At 57.5% G+C, this 25,176-nt stretch carries 14 protein-coding genes; 8 read left to right on the top strand and 6 right to left on the bottom strand.

Features of this window, described 5'->3' with window-relative positions:
• The first annotated feature begins 59 nt into the window (after positions 1-59).
• From J3U88_RS10605 to J3U88_RS10595, 3 genes are read left to right on the top strand one after another with little or no spacing between them, the layout of a single operon-like run.
• Positions 60-1,301 (top strand): alkaline phosphatase family protein, encoded by a 1,242-nt coding sequence (locus tag J3U88_RS10605; protein WP_207858726.1) that lies wholly within the window; start codon positions 60-62, stop codon positions 1,299-1,301.
• On the top strand, positions 1,294-2,172 hold the full coding sequence (locus tag J3U88_RS10600; protein ID WP_207858725.1) for a prepilin peptidase: 879 nt from the start codon (positions 1,294-1,296) through the stop codon (positions 2,170-2,172). The genes J3U88_RS10605 and J3U88_RS10600 overlap by 8 nt, the downstream gene beginning before the upstream one ends.
• Before the next feature lies 1 nt (position 2,173).
• On the top strand, positions 2,174-3,520 hold the full coding sequence (locus J3U88_RS10595) for an MATE family efflux transporter (RefSeq protein ID WP_207858724.1): 1,347 nt from the start codon (positions 2,174-2,176) through the stop codon (positions 3,518-3,520).
• Positions 3,521-3,655: 135 nt separating this feature from the next.
• Here J3U88_RS10595 and J3U88_RS10590 read toward each other — a convergent pair whose 3' ends face one another.
• Positions 3,656-4,489, bottom strand: a complete 834-nt coding sequence (locus tag J3U88_RS10590) for a class I SAM-dependent methyltransferase (RefSeq protein ID WP_207858723.1) — start codon at positions 4,487-4,489, stop codon at positions 3,656-3,658.
• Positions 4,490-5,189: 700 nt separating this feature from the next.
• Between J3U88_RS10590 and J3U88_RS10585 the strand changes: the two genes are divergently transcribed.
• Positions 5,190-5,651 (top strand): hypothetical protein, encoded by a 462-nt coding sequence (locus J3U88_RS10585; protein ID WP_207858722.1) that lies wholly within the window; start codon positions 5,190-5,192, stop codon positions 5,649-5,651.
• 19 nt (positions 5,652-5,670) lie between these two features.
• Here J3U88_RS10585 and J3U88_RS10580 read toward each other — a convergent pair whose 3' ends face one another.
• A complete protein-coding gene (locus tag J3U88_RS10580; protein WP_207858721.1) occupies positions 5,671-10,449 on the bottom strand; it encodes an ATP-binding protein in 4,779 nt (1,592 codons plus the stop codon).
• Positions 10,450-10,722: 273 nt separating this feature from the next.
• Positions 10,723-14,034, bottom strand: coding sequence for a WD40/YVTN/BNR-like repeat-containing protein (locus tag J3U88_RS10575; RefSeq protein ID WP_207858720.1), 3,312 nt, complete (start codon positions 14,032-14,034; stop codon positions 10,723-10,725).
• A 588-nt stretch (positions 14,035-14,622) separates the two neighbouring features.
• On the opposite strand from J3U88_RS10575, the gene J3U88_RS10570 reads away from it, so the two are divergent.
• The 4 genes from J3U88_RS10570 to J3U88_RS10555 are packed head-to-tail and all read left to right on the top strand — an operon-like array spanning position 14,623 to position 21,704.
• Entirely contained in the window at positions 14,623-16,122 is a 1,500-nt protein-coding gene (locus J3U88_RS10570) for a hypothetical protein (protein WP_207858719.1), read from the top strand.
• Between the two features lie 8 nt (positions 16,123-16,130).
• On the top strand, positions 16,131-16,919 hold the full coding sequence (locus J3U88_RS10565; protein ID WP_207858718.1) for a hypothetical protein: 789 nt from the start codon (positions 16,131-16,133) through the stop codon (positions 16,917-16,919).
• A gap of 33 nt (positions 16,920-16,952) precedes the next feature.
• Positions 16,953-21,416, top strand: a complete 4,464-nt coding sequence (locus tag J3U88_RS10560; protein ID WP_207858717.1) for a hypothetical protein — start codon at positions 16,953-16,955, stop codon at positions 21,414-21,416.
• A gap of 6 nt (positions 21,417-21,422) precedes the next feature.
• Positions 21,423-21,704 carry a hypothetical protein gene (locus J3U88_RS10555; protein WP_207858716.1) on the top strand — a complete coding sequence of 94 codons (282 nt, stop codon included), beginning with the start codon at positions 21,423-21,425 and terminating at the stop codon, positions 21,702-21,704.
• A 469-nt stretch (positions 21,705-22,173) separates the two neighbouring features.
• Here J3U88_RS10555 and J3U88_RS10550 read toward each other — a convergent pair whose 3' ends face one another.
• The 3 genes from J3U88_RS10550 to J3U88_RS10540 all read right to left on the bottom strand — a co-directional run bounded on the left by J3U88_RS10550 (position 22,174) and on the right by J3U88_RS10540 (position 24,715).
• Entirely contained in the window at positions 22,174-22,461 is a 288-nt protein-coding gene (locus J3U88_RS10550) for a hypothetical protein (RefSeq protein WP_207858715.1), read from the bottom strand.
• 470 nt (positions 22,462-22,931) lie between these two features.
• Positions 22,932-23,903, bottom strand: a complete 972-nt coding sequence (locus J3U88_RS10545) for an SDR family oxidoreductase (protein WP_207858714.1) — start codon at positions 23,901-23,903, stop codon at positions 22,932-22,934.
• Complete coding sequence (locus J3U88_RS10540; protein WP_207858713.1) at positions 23,900-24,715, bottom strand: lysophospholipid acyltransferase family protein; 816 nt, start codon at positions 24,713-24,715, stop codon at positions 23,900-23,902. Before J3U88_RS10540 ends, J3U88_RS10545 begins: the two co-directional genes overlap by 4 nt.
• Positions 24,716-25,176 lie beyond the last annotated feature (461 nt).

Below are 25,176 nucleotides of genomic sequence, written 5' to 3'. Positions count from 1 at the left end.
CGTTCTTGGCTAAGCTGGATGCGACCGCGAACCCGATCCCCTCGCGTAGGAGTACGTTTTTGAAGGTCCTAAAACTCTGTTTGCACCTTTTCCTTGTTTCAGCCCTCCCCTGTTTCGCCGCCAAAACCATCATCGTCAGCTTCGATGGTTTTCGCTGGGATTACCTGCAGCGTCATCCCACCCCCAATATGGACCGCGTCATTGCCGAGGGTTTTCGCGTTCACAAGGTACGTCCCGCCTATCCATCCCTGACCTTTCCCAACCACGTCACCCTCATCACCGGCCTGACGCCCGCCCAACACGGTATCGCGGCCAATCAAATGGTTGACCGGAAAAGCGGGAAAACCTTCGATACCTCGCCGCCCCAAGGGGTTGACGACCCTTATTGGTACCAGGCGCCCATGCTCTGGGAACTGGCCCGCAAGGACAACCGCAAAACCGCCGTCTATTACTGGGTTGGCTCAGAGGTGCGCGGCCGCCATCCCGACCGTTTTTTTAACTACAAAAGCAACACGCCCATCGAAACCCGCCTCAACCGACTCCGGCGTTGGCTCGATGAGAAACGCCACCCCAGCCCCGAGCTCATGCTGCTTTATTTCCCCAATGCCGACAAAGCGGGCCATATGCATGGACCCAACAGCAAAGAAGTCGCCGCGGAAATCGCGGTACTCGACAAGGTGGTCGGCGACATTCTGGCTCTGCCCCAAGTGAAAGCCAACCAGGTCAATTTTTTGATCGTGTCCGATCACGGCATGGCCGACCTCTTCGGCAAAGGCATCAACATCAAGGAAATCGAAAAAAGCATCGCGCCCGCGCTGCTGGAACACCTGGTTCATAACTGGACCCAAACCAATATTTTCCTCAAAAAAAACGATGCCACAACGGTGAAGCAGGTGATGGCCGGCCTGCCGAAACGGCCTTTTCTCACCTGGTACGCGCGCGCCGATTTCCCGCACCCTTTGCACCCCACGCGAACCGGCGACATCATCGGAATTTTTGACAAGGGTTACCAAGTGTTGGTGGACGGCGGCGCCCGTGTTTACGGCGCCCACGGTTACCCCATCGACGATCCCGACATGGCGACCATCTGTCTCGGTCGCGGGCCCGCGTTCAAACCCGGCACAACCATCGCCAAAACCGACATGGTCGATTTTTTCCCTTTGGTGGCATATCTCATGAAATTGGAGCATGGTCCGGTGGCCGGCAAACTCGAGGTATGGCAAGATATCCTGATTGACCCGCCGCCCAAGGCAGCCCCCGCCTCGGCCGACCCACCCAAGGAGACTTCTGCCCATGAATAACGTGGTTTTGATCGTCACGCTGATCGCCGGCGCCCTCGTCGGACACGGCATTCGTTACCTGGTCCCGCGTGCGCTCAAGCTCAAAGACAAGAAACCGGTTTTTATGTTTCCTTGGGTCGAACTGGTCACGGCCGGCTTGTTCCTGCTGGTCGCGTGGCGACTGGGTTACGGCATCGCCCAGCTCAAATGGTTTTTCCTAACCTCCGTATTTGTCGCGATCGCGGTCAGTGACTACGCCACCAAATACATTCCCGACAGCTTCACCCTTTACACCGCACCGGTCGGCATGGCCTGCACGATTTTGTTCCCGCAAGACGTCATCGCGATGTTGGGCCACGAACGGTTGCTGCTCATGTTCGGCGTACCGCCCCACCAGGAACTTACCGCGGGCATCATGCTGGCGATCACCGGCGCCGCCGCCGGTTTTATGATGATGGAAGTCATCCGGCGCATTTTTTCGAGCTTGCTCCAAATGGAGGCCATGGGCCTGGGCGACGCGTACCTCATGCTCACCGCCGGCGCCTTCCTCGGACCGCAAATGGTGTGTTTCTCCCTGTTGCCCGCCTGCCTGATCGGCGTCATCACCGGGCTGATCTGGAAGCTGTTGTTCAAAACGCCGCACGCGCCGTTTGGGCCGGCCCTGGGTATGGGTTGCTTTAGCATGCTGCTCTTCCGTGATGAGCTCATCAATGGGTTCATCCACTACAACGAAGCATTGTATGACCTGCCGCCACAAGCTCTGATGGCGATCTCCCTGGTCCTGATCGGCGTTGTGTTTTTCCTCGTGATTCGCATGAAACGCCGCGCGGCCCAATACGAGGCCGAAATCGAAGAGGACTACGACCAAATGAACGACAAATTCGAATCCTGACATGGCGCAACCCGAACCCGTGCTCGCCTTCGCCCGCCAGCGCAAGGTATGGCACCTGGCCGCCCCTATCATTCTCGCGCTCAGTTCCCAAAACCTCATGAACCTGGTCGATACGGCCATGGTCGGCACCTTAGGCAAAACAGCGCTGGCCGGTGTCGGCTTCGCGGGCATGATGTTGTGGGCGGTGGTCGCCGTCTTCCAGGGCTTAAGCCCGGCGGTCCAGACCCAAACGGCCCGACGGCTCGGCGAGGGCGATAGCGCACGCCTGCATCAATCCATGGTCAACAGTCTCTACCTCGCGGTTGGGTTCGGCATCCCCTACACCTGGCTCTTGTTTACATCGGCCGCTCCCCTCTTTCATTTTTTTAACGACGACCCCGCGGTCTGCACCCTCGGCGGCGAATACTTTCAAATCCGTGCGCTCAGCTTGGTGTTCATGGGTGTCAACTTTGGCTTCCGCGGTTTTTTCAACGGTATCAAGAAACCCAACCTCTACATGCAAACGCTGCTGATGATGCACCCAATCAACATCCTACTCAACTACTTGCTCATTTTCGGCATCGCGGGGCTACCGCGCCTCGAAACCAACGGGGCCGCTCTGGGCACGCTTATCGCGACCATCCTGGGCACGCTGAACTACATCCGCCTGTTCCTCAAGCACCGCGAGCCAGGAGCGACCTTGCATTGGAAAGCAGTTGATTTAGGCGGCATGAAAAGCTTGCTTCGCCAGGCGATTCCTAACTGTTTCCAGTCATTTAGCCTCGCCCTGGGCTTCATGCTGTACTTCGTCATCGCGGGCAAAATCAGCACGGACGCACTGGCCGCAACCAGCGTGCTCATCCGCTTGGCTCTGCTCTGCACCTTAATCGGGCTCGGCTTCGGCATTGCCACCCTCACCCTGGTGGGCCACGCCGTCGGCGAAGGACAACCCGATGAGGCTAGGCGTTGGGTACACACCGCTTTATTTATGACCTGCACCACCCTGACCCTCATCGGCGCCTGTTTCGCCCTTTTTCCCGCCTTTTTCCTGGATTGGTTCATCCAAGAACCGGCCGTCATTCACATTGCGCTGACACCGATGGTGCTGATGGGCCTCAGCCAGAGCTACGATGCGGCGGCCATCGTCCTGATGCACGCCCACCTGGGCGGCGGTAGCGCGCGCCGCGTGCTGGTCATTTCCTTCGTCAACCAATGGTTGCTTTTCCTGCCCGCGAGTTATGCCGCGGTTACTTGGGGCGGCTTCGACCTCACGGGTCTCTGGGTTTGCATGATCAGTTATCGGTTCTTACTGTTCCTCACCTTCGTGGCCAGCCTCACCCAAGGAAACTGGATCCGCGCCCAGGTTTAGCCCGCATTGCTCACGAGGATTCGTCGCGAGAAGCTGAAAGCCTTGTGAGCATTGCAGGCTGGATCCTCATCGCTCCAAAAACAGAAAACGCGCCGCCTCTTGCGAGACGACGCGCATTTCATGCTTCGTGTTTTCTTAGTTCGGTTTCACGAACTTGAGCGTCATGCGATCAGACTCGCCGATGGCTTTGTACTTGTCGGCGTCCTTTTCACCCAGCGCCAAGGTGGGCGGCAGCGTCCAAACACCTTGAGGGTGATCCGCTTTATCCTTGGCGTTGGCGTTCACCTCGGAAGAACCGGCCAACTTGAAACCAACTTTTTTGGCGATTTCAATCACGTAGTCTTGGTTCATGTAACCGTTTTCGGCCTTGGGATCTTGCTCGGCTTGGGTACGGTGCTCGACCACACCCAAAACCCCACCGGGTTTAAGGTTGTCGTAAAAAGCTTGGAACGACTTTTCCAGGCCGGGCATCCAGTTGTGAAGATTGCGGAAGGTCAGGATCATGTCGGTTTTGCCGGCGGGCCCCAACTCCCACAGATCGTTTTCGGGGAAGTACTGGGCCATGGTGACGTTGCCGTAAACCGCTTTGTCTTTTTCCAATTTTTCAGCCAGCTTCTTGTTGGCTTTTTTGAAGTATTCGGCGTATTTGTGCTCGGGATTTTTGGGGAAAGCAGCCGCGATGTACTGACCTTTGCCGTTGACATACGGTGCCAAAACCTCGGTGTACCAACCGCCGCCGGGCCAAATTTCGACCACGGTCATGTCGGGCTTTAACCCGAAAAAGGCCAGCGTTTCCGCGGGATTGCGGCTGTCGTTACGCGCTTTATTCGCATCGGAACGGTGTTCACCCTCGGCGATTTTTTTCAGCTTCTTTTCGCTTTGATGACCGTCGCCGGCCATTGCCGCGGCGGACAAGGCCGCGAGCACGCACAGGCAAAGGACCTTGGCGAACTTAGAGAATTGATTCATCACTACCCTACCTAAGTAAAAGATGGTTTTGAGTGCATTCAGGTGGTGCCAAAGCGAGATTTGGACGAATAGCCGGATCGAACACGTACGTGGGGAAAAGGCTGTATTGATTGCCGCCAAATCATGAAGGTATAGGTTTTCTTTGGGCACGCGACCACATTGAGTGCAGTATACATGCCTTTTTACGCCAATAAACACGGAAGGTTTCCCGGCAGATCCACGCCACCTCAAAATCGACACCCCCACCAATTCAAACAACCGCTATTTTGTGCCCGTCAAAATCTTTTCACACCGCACTTCAAATCCTCGCCGCTCCTTTAAAAAAGAAGATAGGACGACGATGGTCGCACCGGCCGTGATTTGTTAGAATCTTCAACAGATTTTGTCGGCCTATTTCCATCGATACCCTTTAACCTAAAAAGCGCGATAACTCGCGGAGATTTTGGCTAAACCTCTGGGCTGCAACGGCCTGTAAAAGTGCTTATCGCACCGACCGGGTGCGCGTCTTGCGCGACCCCGGTCCGCTTTTTCCAAGCCATTTCGCTCCAGATCTTTAGCCAAAATCTCCCACTCTTATCGCGCCGCTTAGGTTTAACTCTGAAAAATCACCTGCTTCCCCGTGAGTTCGTCCAGTCTTAACCTCCATGAGCAGGACCTACCGTCGACACAGAAACCCGCGTTCTCGTTGAGGAGGATACCGATGGCGAAAGCAAGCTCCGATTTAATTGCCGCGTTGCGCGAGACGGCCGAAAGGCTGATGACCGGCGACGCCTATGGCTGGACCCACATGGGCAAGTGCAACTGTGGGCATTTGGCCCAAACCGTCACCAAGCTGACCCATGCCGAAATTCATCAATACGCGCTCCAAAAACCCGGCGACTGGGCGGAGCAAGCGGTGGCCTATTGTCCCGGCAGCAAATACCCGATTGATGTGGTCATCGAGACGTTGCTCGGATTGGGCCTGAGCAAAGACGACCTGGTCCACTTGGAACGGTTGTCAGACCGCGCGGTGCAGGCCCAATTACCGATCCAAGATCGCAACCTCGATTACCGCCGCCGCGACGATGTGGTGTTGTATTTTCAATTGTGGGCCAACCATCTGGAAGCCGAATTGGAAACGCCGCCGACCGTCACCGTGAAACGAGCGGCGGCCGTCCTTTAACCCTGCTTGGTTGCAGCCCTTAAGGGTTTCCTATTTCCGCGGGTTGGTGTTCGGGTGTGTTTTCGCGAGCCTTATTTCGGCGAACCGGTCGCGCAACGGGGGGACCGTCTTCATGAAGACGTTGCTCCTCGTCCAAGGTACCCTCATCCGCGCCGTCGTCCACCGGTAACCAAAGGCGAACCCGCGCTCCACGTTCCACCCCGGGGCTGAAAATCTCAATGCGACCGCCTAATTCCTGCATGGTGTTGCCGCAGTAATGGAGCCCAAACCCCAGATGGTTCTCTTTGGTGGAGTAACCTTCCTGATAAATGTGCTGGAGTTGCTCGGCATCCATCCCGATACCGTTGTCCTCCACGGTAATCACACAGCCGTTTTCTTCCCGCTTGGTTTCCACCGAAATCCAACGGGTACTCAGCGAGGCGTGTTGCAGCAAGGCCTCGGCGGCGTTTTTCAAAACAAACAACAGCACGTGGCACAGGCGCGGTTTTTCGAGGGATAAGGCGGGAACGGGATTTAACGAACTCCGTACAAAAATGCCTTGGTTCTTAAAGTAGGTCTCTTCCATCTCGAGCATTTCGGACACGATTTGGTTGATGTCGGTTTGGGTTTTGAATCGCGGCACCTGCAGGAATTGTTCCTGGGCCCGCAGCACCTCGCCGAGGCGATCCACCTGGGTGGCCAATTGGGTTGATTCACCGTGAATTTCCTCACGCCATTCATCCAGGTGCTCGGCCAACTGTCGCAGGGCGTCGGGGAACTTGCGACCGCGCGGGTCCTCGCTCATAAAGGTACCCAGATCGTCACGATGTTGTTCTAACAATCCGTGGAGGCGGCGCAACAGATGGACGGGTTCGTCACCCCCGGCGAGGAGCACCACCTGTTCCGCGGAACTGACCATGTTGTTTAGGTTGTTGCCGACCTGATGCATGAGGTTGGCGGCCATCTCGGCCATGCCGGCGTCGTGCGCTTGATCCAACAAACGCCGCTGGGCCTCGACCAATTTCAGCAAGGTCTCGCGCAGTTCGGCGGTGCGGGTGCGCACCTTGCTCTCCAGCAGGCGCGAACCTTCTAGCAGGGAAAGGTGGTGTTTGACGCGTGCCAAGAGTTCGCTTTTGATAATGGGTTTGTTGAGGTAATCGCTGCCGCCGGCGTCGAACCCGGTTGCCAAATCCTTAGCCTGGTTGCGTGCCGACAAAAACAGAATAGGTAAGTCTTGTTCCGGGTGCACTTTGCGAATCTGACGACACACTTCGTAACCGGAAATGCCAGGCATCATGATGTCGAGAATAATGAGGTCGACATCGGGCGCCTCGCGGGTTTCCGGCGGGATGTCTTCGTGGTTCAGGTTAAAGCGGGCCAAGGTGTCCTGACCATTGGCCAGTTCCTCAATCTCGTAGCCGGCCAAAAGCAAATGACTGCCGAGCACCTGGCGGTTCACGGGTTCGTCGTCGATAATCAGAATCCGTCCGCGACGACCACCCCCCTGTTCCGCGGGGGTCGGCAAGGGAATATGGGGATCGCTTCCGTCGGGCTGGGTGGACGCCGGCACCGCCGCGGCAACGGGTTGGGAGCGCTGTGTGACCACGGGTTTGAGCGGTAGCGAAAAGCTAAAGGTCGAGCCGGCGCCCGGCGAGGAGTCCACCCAAATGGTGCCGCCGTGACGCTCGACAATTTCGCGACAAATGGCGAGACCCAACCCGGTGCCGCCCTGTCCCCCGTTTTCCGGCATGGACAACTGTTCGAACGACTCAAAAATCCGTTTCTGATCGGCGTCGGCGATACCGACCCCGGTATCGGCCACGGAAAGCGTGAGGAAGTTTTTGCGAATTTCGGCTCCCACCTCAATGCGGCCCTCGTCGGTAAATTTAACGGCATTCCCAATTAGGTTAAAAAGCACCTGCTCCAAACGTTGTTCGTCGCCCCAGATCAAGGGGGTTCGCGGTGATACATTATTAATGAGTTTGATTTTTTTGCGGTTAATCAGCGGCGCGGCTACTTGGAACACCTGGTCCACCAGAACATGTAAATCGACCGGCTGGCAATTGAGTTCCAGTTGGTGATGGCGTAATTTGGCGAAATCGAGAATGTCGTTGACCAGATTCGACAAGCGCCGTCCAAAGGCAACGATGGTTCCCAACTGTTTGTTGGCCTCGGCGGGAAGGGGGCCGGCCACGCCGTCACGCAGGGTTTCCGCCAGGCCGATGATCCCATTGAGCGGGGTGCGCAATTCGTGCGAGGTATTGGCCAAGAACTGATCCTTCAGGGCGTTAACCTGCAACAGCGATTCGTTTATTTGACGCTGTCGGTCGCTCAGGGCACGTGCCAAAGCCAGCTTGCGCCTTTGATTTTGGTACAACAACGCCAGCAGGGAAAGAAGCACAACGATGTAGAGGATCTGGGCCGGGTAGGAACGCCACCAAGGCGGTGCGATGTGGATGGGAATGGATTTCCCGGTCCGGTTCCAGACACCGTCGCGGTTGCCCGCGATGACGCGGAACCGATAACTGCCGGGATCCAAGTTGGTATAAGTGGCAAACCGCCGTGAGGCGTCGGTGTAGATCCAGCTTTCGTCGAGCCCTTCCAGCATGTAGGCATATTTGTTTTGGGTCGGGTCGGCGTAATCGAGGGCCGCGAATTCAAACGAAAAGACCCCGTCCTCGTAATCCAGGTTCAGGCTTTTCATGTGATCGATGGGCAGCAACAGGGGCGACGCCTCGCTCTGCCGTCGCAGCGGAACTTCCTGGTTGTAGCGCAAAAAGCGCGTCAACACGACCGGGGGTGCCAGCGGATTGTCCCGTATATCCGTCGGCTGAAAGAGGTTGAACCCGTTAATGCCGCCGAAAAACAGCTCGCCGGAAGGCAAGCGCGCGTAGGCCGTGTTGTTAAATTCATTGTTTTGCAAGCCGTCTTGGGCGCGGTAGTTGCGGAACACCTGGGTTTCGGGGTCAAAGCGCGAAATGCCCAGGTTGGTGCTCATCCACAGGTAGTGTTCGTCGTCCTCAAGAATGCCGTACACCACATCGTTGGCCATGCCGTGGCTTTCGTTGTAACGCACTGCCTTTCCGGTCTCGGGATCAAAGCGGTTGAGACCGCCGCCGAGGGTGCCCAACCAAAGCACCTTCCGTCCCGAATCCACGTAAACCGAAAAAATGCGGTTGTGGCTGATGCTCGCGGGATCGCCGGGCTCGTGATGATAGTTCACAAAGCGTTTGGTATCGGCCGACATGTGGGTTAGGCCGCTAAAGGTGGCGACCCAATAACGATCCTGCCAGTCCTGAACCATGCGCCACACAAAATCGCCCGCCAAAGAGTTGGGTTGATCTGGTCGATGGGTTAACCGCAAGAAGCGTTCGGTTTCGCGATCAAACTGATTCAAACCCTTGTCGGTGCAAATCCAGAACACACCGTTTTTGTCGGAAAATAAACCGCGGATGCGATCCGAACTGATGCTGCGCACATCGTTGGGATCGTGGCGAAAAGCGCGAAACACGCCCTTCTCACGGTCTAAAACATTGAGGCCGCCGCCAATGGTGCCGATCAACAACAACCCCTCGGGATCGAACAAAAGATCGGATACGCGACCGGAAGAAAGCGCACCGGCTCGATTTGGATCGGCGACAAAGCGTTTGACCTGGTCATTTTCACGATCAAAGCGCAACAAACCGGTATCGGTGCCGACCCACAACACCGCGTCCGGCGCATCGGGATCCACGGCGGGCGCCCGAATCCGGTTAATTTGGGCGGAGGTACTGTCGGCGTCACGCGCCGCAAGGAAGCGGTAATGGTTAAAGGCCCGCGATTCGGGATTGTGTTTGTTGAGTCCGCTAAAGGTACCGACCCACAACAAACCACCGCGGTCGATTTGCAGCGACCAAACCACATCGTGACACAAGCTGGTGGCCTCGGTGGGATCGTGGCGGAAAACGCGGCTCTTCCCGGTGGCCAAGTTGAGGTTAATCAAGCCGTCAAAGGTGCCGACCCACAAATCGTGAGGATGGCCGACGGCCAAGGCACGCACGCGGTTGAGACCTTGCCGCGCCGGGGCTAAGTTGATCGGCAGCGGTTCGCCTTTACCCAGCTCGGGATAAAAGCGAAACAAACCCGCGCCCTCGGTCCCCAAAATCAGGTTGCCGTCCGGCAAACGGGCCAAAGCATTGACGCCACCGCCCAGGGTGGCCTCGGGCACCACGACCTGAAAACCGGTACGGTCTTCGTCCAGCAAAGCCAAACCCGCCGGTGTTCCCACCCACAAACCGTGATCCTCATCCAACAGCAAGCTCGAAATGGAATCGGAGGGCAGGCTGTCGGGATCGAGCGACTGGCGACGGTAAAAAAGAAGCGAGTCGCTTTTAGGGCGCAGGTAAGCGAGGCCGGCCTCCTGGGTCGCAATCCACAAACCCCCGTCACGATCCGCCTGCAGCGCGGTAACACGGGGTTCGGCGACAAAATGGCTGTTGCGCAGGGGAACGGGGGTAAATTGTTCCAACCGTTCGTCGAAGTAACACAAACCCGCGTCGGTACCAATCCACAAGCGGCCTTGTTCATCCTCTTCCAGGGCGGTAATCCAGTTGTCGATCAGCCCCCCGGCTTCTGCCTGAGAGCGCTTGAAAATGGTAAAGCGGTAGCCGTCGAAGCGGTTGAGGCCGTCCTGGGTGCCGAACCACATGTAACCACGGCGGTCTTGGAAAATGGTCTGGACGGTACTTTGAGAAAGGCCGTTCTCGAGGGAAAAACGCTCCAAACGAATGTGTTTCTGTTGCGCGGGGAGGGGCGCCGCAAACAGAAACGAAAATAGCAAAACCTGAGTAACCATCCTTCTGAGAAAAACTTCCCAGTCGGGGGCACCCGTTGGAACACCCATGACAGCCTCGGCGTGAGGATTATTCAGCATTGATCGTAATGACTTTTTTAGCACAGATAATGGGCGATTACCAGTTGATCAGACGACTTTCGGTCGTCCCAGCGGGCTTGGTGCCGTCCTCGCCGGGCTGACGACACTGGAATTATTCGACTCCAGAAGAAAACTTTTAGAGCCGGGAAATTGCCCTTTCCCGGCTCGGGTTTTAGCGTTTTACTTTACCCGCTTGAATTGGAAGGCGGTTTCGAGTTGGTGCTTGCCGGCCTCAGCCACAAAAGCTTTCACCGGCCCATCCATAAAGGCCCGGTATTGCGGCAGCCATGCTTCGAATTCTTTTTCCGCCTGGTCCAAGAAACGCAATTGGGCGGGCGTGGGTTCCGACCAAGAACTGAAACACTTGCTCGCGGCTTTCTGAATGGCGGCCACAACATGGGTTCTCGGTTGGATCCCTTTCGAACCCGGCGCCACCCAGAGACCGCGCTCCAGTTCGGTCTGCGCCTCGCGCAGTTTTTTGGCGGCGGCGGTCAGCTCATGATCCTTCGTCTTACGCTGTCGAACCGGCTCAGGGTCGTCAACCCAAGTAGCGGCCAAACGATTTTCAACCAAGGCCACGTCCTTTTTCAGACGCTCGAGATTGCGCAACACGGCCACGGCACGGTTGTTCAGTTTGGTCCAGCGTTCCATCGCCGCGGCCCGTGCGGCCCAGTCGACCTCGCCCGCTTCCAGGTTGGAATCGGCTTCGATCTTTACCTGAGCCGAGGCGGTTTCCTCCACATAAAGCACCTTCACGGTGTAGGTTCCAGGCGCGACTTGGAAACGTCGCGGCTTTGAGGGGAACGGCGCCTCGGGATCAAAAGGCACGGCCGATACGGGATCCATTCGCAAATCCCAAATCACCCGATTCAATCCCTGATGGGCGTCGGCAAAAAACCGTCGAATACGCGTGTCACCGTCGAAGATGTGAATTTCCAGTTGTTTCTCATCATCGTTCGCTTTGTCCTTTGCCGCGGCCGTTTTATCGGGTTTCGCCGCTTTGGCCAACAAGCTGTCGCCTTGGCTCGCCTTGGCTTTCTCCCGTTGGTCACGGCGTTTTTCAGCCTGACGTTTCTTCTCAAGGGATTCATCGTACAAGGGCAAGCGTTCATCGTTGAGAAAGATATCAAACCAAACACCATAGGGTTCGTTGGTGCCCTGGAAATCCCCGTGTCCCATCGAGACACCGCTTTTCATGGGCTGGGGCTGATACTGGCGCGTGGGTTGGGGTTCCAACAGACGCAGGGTTTCCTTATTTTTGTTTTTAACCAGGGCGCGCAACGGATGCACGTCGTCAAGAATATAGATCCCGCGACCGTGGGTTCCGATGACGAGGTCACTTTCCCGTTCCTGAAAAGCCAAATCCATCACCGAGGCGGTGGGGACGCCAAAAGTCCACTTGAACCAAGACTTACCGGCGTCGAGTGAAATGTACAAACCGAATTCGGTGCCCAAATAAAGCAGTTCAGGTACGACGGGATCTTGAATCAGCGAAAGGGCGTACCCGCTCACACTGTCGCCGACAATCAACTCCCAGCGCGCACCGTAGTTGTCGGTACGGTAGACATAGGTCCCGAAATCGGAGCGGCGGTGGTTGTCAAACACGACAAAGGCGGTGCCGGGATCGTGGTTGGAAGCGTGAATGTGGGCGGTCCAGGGATGGGCGGGCAAGTTGCGAATATTGCCTTCCAGGGACTTCCAGGAAGCGCCGCCGTCCCGGGTGATCCACAACCGGCCGTCGTCGGTGCCGACCCACAGCAAACCTTCCTTGATCGGACTTGGCCGCACGGCGGTGATGGTGGTGTAGTTTTCGGCGGCGGTCACGTCCAGGGTCAAACCGCCGCTTTTGTGCTGTTGTTGCCATTCCGGCTTGTTGGTCGTCACGTCTTCGCTAATGGCTTTCCAGGAATGCCCGTAATCGTCCGATTGCATCAAAAATTGCGATCCGTAGTAGATGCGACCTGGCTTGAAGGGGTCGACTGCCACGCCAGCGCTCCAGTTGTAGCGCATTTTGGTGCCGTTCACGACCGGCTGGGGTTCGATCATGGTAGAACGGTTTTTGACCAAATCCCAGCGAATCAGGTTGCCACCTTGGGACATGGAGAAACCGGTGCCGGGATTGTGGGGATCGGGAACGGTGTCGAAACCGTCACCGAAACTCACCAGTTCCCAGAAGTGGTTGCGAATGCCGCCGTTGCGGCGTACTTCGCTCGGACCGCGCCAGGATCCGTTGTCCTGCAAGCCGCCGTAGACGTTGTAGGGTTCCGCGTTGTCGACCGCAATGTGGTAGAACTGCGCCAGCGGCAGGTTGGCCACAAAGCGGAAGGTTTGGCCGTGATCGTGGCTTTCGGCCACACCGCCGTCGTTGCCGAGGTAGAGGTGGCGCGGGTTATTGGGGTTAATCCAAATCGCGTGGTGGTCGACGTGAACCTTGGGCCAGACCGCGCCGCTCAAGGGCGACCAGGTACGCCCGCCGTCGGTGCTCAGGTTGACCAGGGTTTCTTTTTTATAGATGCGGTTGGGATCCTTGGGATCGACCTGAATGCGGCAATAGTAAAAAGGGCGGTCGGCAATATTGGGGTCGCTGTTCACGGTGGTGAAGGTAGTGCCCCCGTCGTCGGAACGCAGGAACACGCTTTGCGCCGCTTCAACCAAAACGTAAACCCGTTGGTTGTCGGAAGGTGCAATCGCCACCGACATGCGACCCAACGCGCCCTTGGGCAAACCGTCCTCGGGCTCAATGCGTTGCCAGGACGCGCCGCCGTCATGGCTGCGGAACAACCCGGAGCCGGGTCCGCCGGATTTGAAGAAGTAGGGCCGCCGTTGGAACTGCCACATGGTGGCGAAAAGTTTGTTGGGGTTGCGCGGGTCAATGTCGATATCGCTGCAACCCGTGCGGGGATCGCTGTAGAGGATGTTTTTCCAGGTTTTGCCACCGTCGGTGGTTTTGTAAAGCCCGCGCTCCTCGCTCTCGCCCCAGAGCTTGCCGAGCACGGCCACGTATACGACGTTGCTGTCGGTGGGGTCCACGACGATGGTGTTGATGCGCTCACTTTGCTTTAAACCCATGTGTTGCCACGTATTGCCACCGTCTTGAGAACGGTACACGCCGTTGCCGATGGAAACGCTGTTGCGCACGTTGCCTTCGCCGCTGCCGACCCAAATGGTTTCGGGCCGTTGCGGGTCAATCGCCAGCGCGCCGACGGCATGCACGGGCTGGTCGTCAAAAATGGGTTCAAAGTTGAGCCCGGCGTTGGTGCTTTTCCAAACACCACCGGTGGCGGTACCGACATAAACGACGCGCGGGTTGTCGGGAACAGCGGCGACGGCGGTTACCCGCCCACTCATACCGGCGGGGCCGATGTGACGGGCTTCAAGGCCGGCCAACTGTTGGGGATCAAACTCGGCGGCAAGGCCTGTGAAAAAAAACGAACAGAACGCGAACAAGACCAGGGCCGGCAAAACCCGTCGAGGAAACGAACCTAACATCATGTGATCATACCTCAATAGAAATTCGTGCCGCGGCACGGTGCTACGAGACGGACGACAATCGGTCATCCATAGAAGTGAGTGAACGAGCGACCCTTGGTAAAAAAAACCACGCTGGATAGTCGGTACCCGCTGAGAGACGATGCGGGTTAAAGGGCGGTTTCCATTTGATCCGGTACGGTTGGCGCGAGAACCTAAGGCGATCTCAACCGAAGCAAGACATCCCGGAGCATGGCGTGGGAACAGACGATACTCTGCATTCTAACGGGACAACGGGGTGTCCACAATGGTTGCCCGCCAGGGCGCTATTAAGAAGGCCGTTCCATTTTGGTAAAAGCGCGGTTTGGTAAGCAAACACACGGGGCAAAACCTTTCTCGACAAGTGCTTATCCTTCGACGCTCGCGACAGTCGGCCGGACCGGTTATAATAGCCGGCTTGAAGGCAGCCACAGGTTTTGGAACCGGGCTTGATCCGGGTCGATCCCGCCCCCTCGTGGGTGACACATACTTGTTTAGCCGCCTTTTCCGCGGGGTTTCGCATTTCCCGAACCGAGCGTTCAACGGCCCCCGACGTTATGCCAAGTGAACACCATGAGCGAACAGCAACAGCCCAGTTTATTCGAAACACGCACCGGCCCCGATCCCAAGGGCGAATCCTGGTCCCAAGTTTTTGCGCGCCGGATGCAAAGCCTGTTGATGGGTTTCCCCATCCACCAAATGGTCGCGCGCGGCGAGTCCGGGCACCGTCCCGATTGGGACAAGCAGAACTTTACCTTTTTGGCGCTTCAGGTGTTTGATTCGGTGTTTGCTCGTATGGCACCCGGTGTCGGCAGCGGCGCAACCCGCGAGGAACTGATCCACGATCTCAAGCCCTACATTATGGGCTTGCAGGCGGATCTGAACGACGATCAAATCGCCGAAATCGTCGACTTCCTGTTGGACAACCTGATGAACGAGGGCCGCGGCAGCTTCGAACGCCAAGCGATTTGGCTTTCGGAAGAAGAAGAGCCGAAACCCTACATGTTCCGCTTTGGCTTGCTCAAGTCCTACCACGATCCCGACAGCGACCAGTTCATCATCCGCGCGACAACCGAGGCCATTCACCTCTACCTGCGCATGCTGGACCAGCCCATCGAAGACGAACAAATTTCCAACCTGTTCATTTTGCACGAGCAGGTGCGGCGCGGGCGCATCAACCGCGCCCGCCGCGAGGTGGAACGCACCATGTTGCTGAGCCTGGAGTACGAACGCTACATCGAAGGCATGTTGCGCGCGGTGCGCCGCGATGTGCGCACGGTGGACTGGGTGCGCGAGGTTACGCCGAAGATTGAAGAAGCCCACCGCCACGTGCGTCGGCTGATCAAAGACCAGGGCACGGTTCTGGCCGAACTCAAAAAAGAGTTGGTGCGCAACAAAGACCGCGAATTGCAACAGGTCATTCGCGACCTGATCGATTATTTGGAAACCTGCCAACGGCGCCACATGGAACTGGAGCGCCACATCCTCGCCGCCGGCCCGGCCTTTCTGGAAGAACAGGCTTACCAGCGCTTCCGCAGCATGGCGCGCTCGCCGATGCCCGACCTCAACGAGCAGGTGTTCCTACCCGCGCTGGAATGTTCCGATACGGTGATGCGCCCCCAACTCAAGGACATCTACCACACCATGCTGGGTCCGCAAATCGAGCGCATCCTCGACCTAAACCTGTTTATCGACAAGCTATTGCGCGAGGAAGGCAACAACGAGGTGTTCCTCGACGCGGAAGAAGACGAAGATCGCCTGCCGATTATGAATTTGTTTAACCCCCTTGAAGACGTCTTCGAGGAGAAGCTCGCGCAAATCGTGAACCGCGTTGATGTGGCGCCGGTCCGCCTGTCCGAACTCCTTGAGGCGGGCCGCCAAATGGAACTGGACGACGAACAACTGGCGGTCCTGGGCGTGTCCTTTTTGCAGAGTTACCACGCCCGCGCCGACCTGCTCGGGCTGCGGGTTTACAAGGACGGCAAACCCCTCGAGGACCCTGATTTCATGGGCGACGATTTGTTGATTCGGCGCGCTTACGATCCCGAATCCCGCGCCGAGCCGCCATCCTAGGAGTGACCATGGCCGAAGAAACGAATTTGAACGAAACAGGATATGCGGCGGGGCGTTTGATTGCGTTCGCGCTCAAGTCGGCGAAACCCCATCGCGACAGCGAGTACAAGCAACTGATCGACCGCTACATTCACGACGAACCCTTCGCGGTGGGTGTCGATGCGGTGCTCGAGGGCATGAGCCTGCGCATTCTCAACGAAACGACCCAATCGCTGCGCGCGGGTTTGGTGCTGGCCTGTACGGCGAGCGCGAGCCCGTTCGCGCCCAACATCGAGAGCCACGCGCGCGGGCTCAACCGCGATCAGCAAATGGCCATGGGCGTGATTCACCTGGCGGTGATGAGTTTTTACTATCCCCAGGTTGACGACGATGACGACGACGAGTTTCGCTCGCGTTCCGGCACGCCCAGTGAAATCGCAAGCGAAATTCGCGAAATTTGCGAGGCGCTGCAAACGGCCCATCAACAGGACGATTCAGCCGGCGACGAGATGCCCAACCAAGTGCGCTTGGCCTACGAATATTACCTGAGCCTGCAGCCGGCGCCGACACGCGCGGGTTACTACGGCAAAACAACCCAAATCGGTTTGGTCCACCACGTGCTCAACGAATTGCACCGCAACGGTTTCCTCGGGTTGGACGGCGGCGACGGCCCCAACACCCGCTACGTCTCGCTGCCCAAGTACCGCATTTACGTGCGCCGCATGAGTTCTCACCACCTGGCCCAAAGCGTGCGTAAAGCACGCCGCGCGATGCACGGCCAAACAGACGCGAACGACGCCGCGGTGATTCAGCGCTAAGGCGCCCCGTTTTTTGAAAAAGAGGTTTTGATTATGGCTTCAGGTGCGAGTATTCCCCATCTTATGCGTGTCCACTTCGCGGGCGTCGGCCACCCCGATGCGCGGCTCTCGCCGCTCACCCTCGATTTCCATCGACGCGACGATCAAGACACCCCCGAAACACTCGACTCCATCATTTGGGCCGAGAACGGGGTTGGTAAATCCAGTATTCGCGCCCTGTTGTTCAGCCTGCTGCACCCCAGCATCAACGACGTCATGCGTTCCGCCAACGGACCGCTGGACAACCGCCGCTACGAGCTTTACTTCGGCGCCAAGGACAGCGGCTACGTGATCACCGAATGGTCGATGCCGCCGGCCCAACAGCAAACCCTGGTCGGCATGGACGAGGAACCCGCCACCTTGATCATCGGTTTTTGCGCCCACTGGCCACACGGGCAGCAGTCCAGCCTCGGCGACCTGGAACGCCACTACTTTATGTTCACGCCCTCCGGCCCGATCAATTTCAACACGCTGCCGATCCGCGGGTTGGCGGCGGGCAGCGAGCCGGCCGCCCACGCCAAGGAATTCATGGAGTGGTTCAAAGCCGAGGCCAAACCCCTCAACGGGCGCCACACCAGCGTCCACCGCGAATGGTCGAATTGGCTGGCCGAGGTCGGTCTCGACCCCATGATTTTCTCCTACCAGTTGCGCATGAACGGCGGGCAGGGCGGCATCCTCGGCCTGTTTAAAAACCGCATCAATACCCCCACCGATTTCGTCCACTTTTTCCTGGAAACCGTCATGAAACCCGATACCGCGGTGGATGTGATTGAGGTCTTGAACGAGAAACGCCGCCACATCGAAAAGCAACCCCAATGGGAAGCCGAGTGTACCTTTGTCGACGAAGCGCTGCCGCTGTTGACCCTGCTCAACGAGGAAAAGGTCGCCTTCCAAACCGCCGAAACCGATCTGCTGGCCGACCGCCAACGCACCGGCGCCATCATCGCCGGGCTGACCCAATCCGCGGCCGCCATTAAAGAAAAGCTGGCCCAGATTGAAATTGAACGGGACGAATTTGCGGCGCAACTGCAGGAACTGCAGGAACAATTTGTCATCCTCCAGGATTACCGTTCCTGGTTGCGGCTCCACGAATGCAAGCAGCGCTTGGCCCAGTGCGAAAAAGATTTGGAACTGAAACGCGCCGAACACAAAAAAGTACGCGCCGAACTGCGTTTGTTGCGCGCGGCGGGCGAATACGAGGTCTGGCGCGTCAAGCAGGACGAATGCAAGGCGATTGAAGAAGAACTGGCCAAACGCCGGGACAGCAACCTCGACGTGGAGAAAGAGCTGCGCGACGCGGGCACCATGTACGCCCAGGTGCTCAACCGCGAAATCAAAAAAGCCGAAAACGAGTTGGAGCAAGCCAAAATCAGCCTGGAAGCCGCGCGCGGCGAGTTGGCCGCCAACCAGGAAGCCTTTAACAATGCCAAGGCCGATTTAGCTCAGGTCAATGAGCAGGTACGCAACATCAACCTGCAAATGCAGAAACGCGAAAAGGCACTGCAACGGTTGATTCTCTCCAAGGCGGTGGGCGCGGAAGAACAACCGCGCGAGGCCTTAACCCGCTTGAAAACGCGCGTGCGCGAAATTAGCGGCGACACGGCGGGCGAACGGGAACAACGCGACCACTTCCAAATGGAACGCGCCGAACTGGACGAACAGGGCCGGGAACGGATCGCCGCCATGACCCGCCTTCAGGGCGAAAAAGCCCAGCTGGAGAAACGCTTCGACAGCGACAGCCAACGCAAGAACCATCTGGAAACCGACCGCGATCTACGGCTGTTGTTGGAACAAGAAAGCATTGATTTGGGCGAGGCCGATTTGGTGGCCCGCACCGCCGAGGGCATTGCCCGCGCCGAGCAGGAGCAGTTCCGCCTGAACCGCATCCTCAGCGAGGAGCGGGAAACGCTGGAAGCGTTAGAGCAAAGCAGCTCGCGTCTGTACCCGCCGCCAAAAGAAGTGGCCAACCTGCTGCGCAGCCTGCGCGAGGATTTGGGCGTACCCGCCTTCCTCGCGTTTGAAAGCTTGGACGAACGTTTTCCCGAGGATCCCGAGCAGGCCGCCAAACTGTGCGCCCAAGACCCGGCCAGGTATTCCGGCATTATGGTGCGCACAGCCGAGGCGCTGGAGCAGATTCGCGCCCAACAAGACAAAATCCAGAAACCCGCCTTCCCGGTACAGGTCTCTTTGGCCGAGGCGCCGGCCGCCGCGTCACCGAGCGATGCGGTCGTGTTGCGACCCGGCCACCACGCGGCCTACAACCGCAATGTCGCCGAATCCATGATTGAACCATTGCGCCGCGATATCAAAGCGAAGGAAATACGCATCACCGAAACGTCGCAGATGGTCGACCGTCTCAAACGCACCAAGGACCGCCTCGCCACCTTTTTGGAAGATTACCCAGACGGCACGCTGCGCGCTTTGGCCGAGCAAATCGACAGCCACCAAACCCTGTTGCAAACCATGGAGCATGAACAGGCCCAGGAAAAAGAGAAGGCGGCCTTTTTTGCGGCGGAAATCGAGCGACTCAGCGAGAGTATTCAGGCCGCGGACAAGGAACGCAACCAATGTGACGCGGCGCTCTCGCGCCTGCGCGATTTCATCGAAGACCACGAACTCCATTACGAGGAGTTAGTAGAAGAGCTGAAGCAGGCACGCGCGCGCTGCCACGATTTAGAGGACGAAAACCTGCGTTTGGAAGCGGTCCTGGAAGAGCAACAACTGGCCGTGGCCCAACGCCAGGAGGCGGTGTTTAACCGCAACGCCGCGCTCGAACACCGCCAGGAGAAACTGGACGCCGTCGCCTTTACCGGCGGGACCTTGGCCGATATCAGCCAAACCACCCTCGTTGGCGCGGAACAAGGTTACCGTCTGAGTTTGGACCGCTTCAACCAGGTCAACGAAAAGGACGAAACCCTGCGCGCCCGTTTGGAAGAAAAACAGGCGATGGCCAAACAGCAGGAAACCCGTTACCGACAATTGCTGGAAGGCGGCACCGAGAAGGATATTTTGGCGGTGCTCCAGGTGGGTCCGGTGGGTGAACGCCTCCAGGACGCGGAACAAGCGGAACAAAACGCGGGCAAGGCGGTCGGCGCGGCCGAGGGCGCCCTGGCCGCGGCGCGCAACGATTTACGCGAGGCGCCCACCTTTGACAACGATTACACGGTGCCGGGCGGCGAGCGCATGCCTGCGACAGTTGAGGAAACCCATGCACGACGCCACGAGTTGGCGGCAGAACTGGAACGGTTACAGGAACGCATCGACAGTACCAAGATGCAGTTGGAGCACGTCCGTGAGGACACGCGTGAATTGGCCGATTCCCGCGCCTACCGCGTGCAGAAATGCGAGGAACTGGCGCGCCACATCCCCGAGTTCACCGAAACGCCGGCGGAACCCCTGCCCGACGACATGCGCGACCTGGAAGATTTGCTAGAAGGTTTTTGGGACGATTACCGCACCCACCGCCACCGTTACTCACGCACCAAAATCAGCTTGGACGGGCGCTTGGACGACCTCAGGGATTTGGCGGGCGACACGCGCTTCCAAGACTTCCCCAACGACAAACGGGAGATCCTCAAGGTCCGCGAATCGCTGTTGAATCTGACCGAGGACATCATCAAAGAATTCACGATTTTCCGCAACGTGATCGCCACCAGCCTGCGCATGTCGGAAGAGTCGGTGGATGCGATTGTGACCCGCATGGACGCCGCGGTCAGCGATGCGTTGCAGATCATCAACATGGCCAAGGTTGCCAGTACCCTGCCGGATGCGATGGAGGGCTGGGCGGGCCGGGCCTTCCTAAAAATGGAAACCCTGGGTTCGATCAGCGACACCTTGGAAGGACGGCGCCCGATATACCAACGGGTGATTCAGGAAGTGCTCAAGGCGGGCAAACCGATTCGCGGCCTGGACTTGGTCAAGCGGGCGCTGGACGCGTTGGTCGGCGAACGCGGTTACCGCGTGGTGATCATGAAGCCGAGTTACAACCTGAAAACCAACTATTTCCCGATCACCGACGTGAAGGGTTGGAGCGACGGGGAGAAAATCACCTCGGTAATCCTGCTGTACTGCACCATGGTGCAGTTGCGAGCCGCCAGCACAGGCGCCGCGGGCGACGAGGCAAGCGAGGGACGCATCGCCTCCAACGGTATGTTGTTTTTGGACAACCCTTTCGGCGAGGCCAACAGCATGACATTTGTGAAAATGCAGTTATCGATGGCGCGTGCGCTGAACATTCAATTGGTCTACACCGCCAGCGGCAACCACAAGCACTTGATGGCGAGGTTCCCGCGGGTGTTGCGACTCAGCCAAGAAACGGGTCAAAACACCAACAAAACCTTCGTGAAGGCGACGGAGGTAAGCAACGAGTTGCGCGCCAACGTCAGCGTGACCCAGGTAACGGCGGCCTCATTCGGGCGTCGCGGCAAAAGCATCGCGGTCACGGGCGGCGTCGACTAGCCCGCATTGCCCGGCGGGTCCCTGACCCGCCCTCCCAACAATTGGCCGATCCTTGATCCTTCGCATCTCAATGCCTGGTCGGTCAACGACCCGGCGCATCTCAATGCCTGGTCGGTCAACGATCCTTCGCATCTCAATGCCTGGTCGGTCAACGATCCTTCGCATCTCAACGCCTGGTCGGTCAACGATCCTTCGCATCTCAATGCCTGGTCGGTCAACGATCCGCACCACCCCTATGCCTGGTCGGTCAACGACCCGGCGCACCTCGATGTGTTGGTCGATCCATGATCCGCACCACCCCTATGCCTGGTCGGTCAATGATCCGGCGCACCTCAATGGGTTGGTCGATTAATGATCCGTACCACCCTAATGCGTGGCCGGTCAATGATCCGGCGCACCCTGTAGGGGCGCGCACACCGCCATGCAGGGACCATAACTGGTTTAAAACGTGGGCCGAAGGCGCACATCTTCCTGTAACGCCGGCGGCGTTTTGGATTTCAGCCCTGATCAAATGGTTGTGGCACAACCATTTGCTCTGGGTCCCCGGGAGTTCCCGTCGTGTAGACGCCGGCGGCGTCGGCACCACAACCAACAAACCGTACCGTCACCCTTCCTTCGCCACCACAACCAACAAACCGTACCGTCACCCTTCCTTCGCCACCACAACCAATAAACCACCCGGCCACGATGAGGTCGTCGCCCCAGGCGTCAAAAGAGGACGGGTGAGCCGTGAGGCTTCACCCATTCCGGTTATTGGTTAGTCACGACAGGTGATGTGATTGGGTTGAACCAACCCGTCGGCGTCGGCCTGTTGCCGGAACAACGCCAATAAATCATTCGCCAAGGTACTCTGATGACTGCCCCGCACCTCAAGGGTCAGGCGCGAATGGGGCTCGGGAACCGTTTCGTCGGAAATGAAGAAGCGATCCAGAAGCTGCCATCGGTCGAGCATCGTGGCAAAAGGTTCGATGAGGTCACGGTGAATTCGTTGTAGGGCTGGATTAACGCCCTCGAAACCGTGATGAATATGAAAATCAATACGCATGCTGTAAACTCCGAAATCATGCCTTTCAATTCGGAATTGTCCTTAGCACGGTATCAAAGCAGATCGCAAAACTCGGAACCATGGCCTGGCTCACGTAAGCTTTAAAAAACGTTCGGCGCCGCTATTTTGCCGCGGCATTTTGATTGAAGACCCCGAAAAAAAATAGACCGTCCGATCAAGGTCATTGGAGGTGAGGGTACAATTCAAAGCTTCCACGAGGGTAAGTTTCGGCTCTGAATCTGTGACGGGCAACCTCGATCGGACGGACCCTACTTGGAGAGGGATTGGAGATGACCCCCGAGGGGGTCCGCGGAATGGCGCTGGGTCGGCGACATTCCATTGCGCGGTCGCTTTGGGTCTTCGTTCGCGCTTATTAGAAGTAGCGAGAAGGGCTTCGAAAACCGGACACGCCAAACCAAAAAAAAATAAAAAAATGTGAGCTATTAACTAAACCTTTTTCCGCAAGCGGTTTAGGCCTCGCGAAACATGCTCAAAAGATCCTCGCGGCGCTTTTTCTCGCGGTAGTAGCGGAAAATTTGATCCAACTTGAAGCGCGGTTTGAAACCGAACTGCTCGGCAAAGGCCGAGCCGTCAATGATGACCGGGTATTTGAAGTAGTTGACCAAATGGCTGGGAAAGGATTTGAGGTTGAGGATCTTGGCAATCTGGTGCGGGATCAAGCCGGGAATCGAAACCAGCGGCACGCGGGTACAGCCGCAAGCGAGCAAAGCATCTTGGTAGCCGACCCAATCCTTGGGTGCCACGTTAAAGATGCCGGGTTTCACCTTGTTCCAGGCCAAGAAAAGCGCCTCGGCCATGTCTTCGACATGGATAAATTGCATCATTGGCGAAAACCCGAGCAAGGTCGGCGCCAAGTGGCTGGAGAGCAAACGACTCATGCTGTTGCGTACACCGGGTCCGGCAATATGGCAGGGCCGCAATACGGTAATGTGCAGCTCGGGGTGCTTCCATAAATAAACGTTACACAGGTTTTCCAACTCAACGGTATCGATCAGATCGTGGGTTAAGCCGGACGCCTTGAGCGGGGCTTCTTCATCCAGCAGGGTCGGGTTTTGTGCGTGGGCACCGTAAACAAAAAACGTGGACAACACCACCACCTGGCGGACCTCGTATTTGACGCACAGATTGAGCAGGCGTTGGGTTCCCAAAACGTTGCTGTTGTAGCGCCCGGTCAGGTTGCTCTCATGGGTACCGATACGGCCGACATGAATCACCCCGTCGATTTGGTGGCGGCGGAACAGATCTTCAAAGCCGCGTTTGTTGAAATCGACCTTGTAGGTGTTGGTCAAACCTTCAATGTCGGCACGCTTGCGAAAGTCGACGGCAACGATGTCGTGATCCGGCAACAAACGGCGAATCACGGCCCGTGCCAGAGCCCCGGCCGCGCCGGTAACCAAAACGGTTTTGCGTTGTTCGCTCATACGAATACTCCCTTGCGTTTCACCAATCCTTTTTGGATGAGGCCGGTGATCGCGGTTTTAACTTGCTCGACTCGGGCGGTTACGGCATCCTCGTCCTCGGCGTCGTTTTCAAAAAAGAGGGGTTCCCCAAATTGGAGGTGCACCTTGGCCGGCAACACCACCGGCAGCGCCAGCGGGAAATACGGCAAGCCCAGCAAATTGGCAAGGGGCTTCAAATTGGCGGCCGAGGGAATGGTTTCCTCACAACCCACAACCCCAACGGGAATAATCGGGGTGCCGGTGGCCATGGCGATGTGCAGGAACCCATTGCCGAAGCGCTTGAGCTGGTAGCGATCCTGCCATAATTTACCGGACCCGCGAATGCCCTCGGGAAACACAATCACCGCTTCCTCGTTCTCAAGCATGCGCACACAGTTGATGGGATCGCCGATGACGGCGCCGGTTTGGTTAAGGAAGTTGCCGACAAAAGGCACGGTCGGGAAAAAACGCTCGACCATGGCACGCGCGAGGCGGGGATTGTCGGCGGTGGCCATGGCGGTTCCAATTAAAATGCCGTCAATCGGCAGTTGGCCGCTGTGGTTGGCGATAATCAGGGCGCGCCCTTCCTTGGGAATGTTCTCGATGCCCTCGGTTTCAACCCGAAAATAATAGTCGAAGAACTGTTTCACCACGGTGAGCGACACCACCGCCGTATCGGGGTGATAACCCCAAGGATCATAGCGGTAACTGCCTAAACTTTTGGGCGTCCGTTCAAACTTCTCTTCAATCTCACGGGGCACAACCCAATCTCGAAGGGTGGAGAAAATGTTCATAACCAATCCTTAAAAACATGGCAAAACCAACCACCCGCGCCTGGCCCAGGCTTGTTTTGCCGATGGGGTCGACCGCGCACCAAACGTCACAGCGCGGCAAAAACCAAACCGACCTTTCCCTAGGTTACCGTCGGGCGTCATGTCACACCGACGATTGTTCCGCACCCGTACCGCGCACCAAAGATCCCACGGCGGAACCCTTGGTGCGCGGCACGGACACGTAAACCAGAGGCGGTAGGCAGGGTAATTCTTTATCATACTCGATCCAACTGTTATTTAAGAGGAGGAAACCCGGAAGCAGCCCCAACTTGATCGCGGCAAAACGTCCAGCCTTGTACACGGAAACCAAGACGATGGGCAAGCCAAGCCCGGCCACCCAGGCAACACGCTTTCCAAAACAAGCGTTTTCTCACAGAAAAACATCTTTCCCGAGCGAACAAAACATCAACATTCAGCAACCC

The sequence above is a fragment of the Acanthopleuribacter pedis genome (genome assembly GCF_017377855.1).
Classification (GTDB): Bacteria; Acidobacteriota; Holophagae; order Acanthopleuribacterales; family Acanthopleuribacteraceae; genus Acanthopleuribacter; species Acanthopleuribacter pedis.
The sequence above is the reverse complement of the archived record's forward strand: the minus strand, read 5'-3'. Positions and strand labels throughout refer to the sequence as shown.

Coding starts and splice junctions, on each gene's coding strand:
- J3U88_RS10585 (WP_207858722.1), top strand. CDS start 5,190: ATGGCGAAAGCAAGCTCCGATTTAATTGCCGCGTTGCGCGAGACGGCC.
- J3U88_RS10575 (WP_207858720.1), bottom strand. CDS start 14,034: ATGATGTTAGGTTCGTTTCCTCGACGGGTTTTGCCGGCCCTGGTCTTG.
- J3U88_RS10550 (WP_207858715.1), bottom strand. CDS start 22,461: ATGCGTATTGATTTTCATATTCATCACGGTTTCGAGGGCGTTAATCCA.
- J3U88_RS10540 (WP_207858713.1), bottom strand. CDS start 24,715: ATGAACATTTTCTCCACCCTTCGAGATTGGGTTGTGCCCCGTGAGATT.
- J3U88_RS10545 (WP_207858714.1), bottom strand. CDS start 23,903: ATGAGCGAACAACGCAAAACCGTTTTGGTTACCGGCGCGGCCGGGGCT.
- J3U88_RS10595 (WP_207858724.1), top strand. CDS start 2,174: ATGGCGCAACCCGAACCCGTGCTCGCCTTCGCCCGCCAGCGCAAGGTA.
- J3U88_RS10590 (WP_207858723.1), bottom strand. CDS start 4,489: ATGAATCAATTCTCTAAGTTCGCCAAGGTCCTTTGCCTGTGCGTGCTC.
- J3U88_RS10565 (WP_207858718.1), top strand. CDS start 16,131: ATGGCCGAAGAAACGAATTTGAACGAAACAGGATATGCGGCGGGGCGT.
- J3U88_RS10600 (WP_207858725.1), top strand. CDS start 1,294: ATGAATAACGTGGTTTTGATCGTCACGCTGATCGCCGGCGCCCTCGTC.
- J3U88_RS10570 (WP_207858719.1), top strand. CDS start 14,623: ATGAGCGAACAGCAACAGCCCAGTTTATTCGAAACACGCACCGGCCCC.
- J3U88_RS10560 (WP_207858717.1), top strand. CDS start 16,953: ATGGCTTCAGGTGCGAGTATTCCCCATCTTATGCGTGTCCACTTCGCG.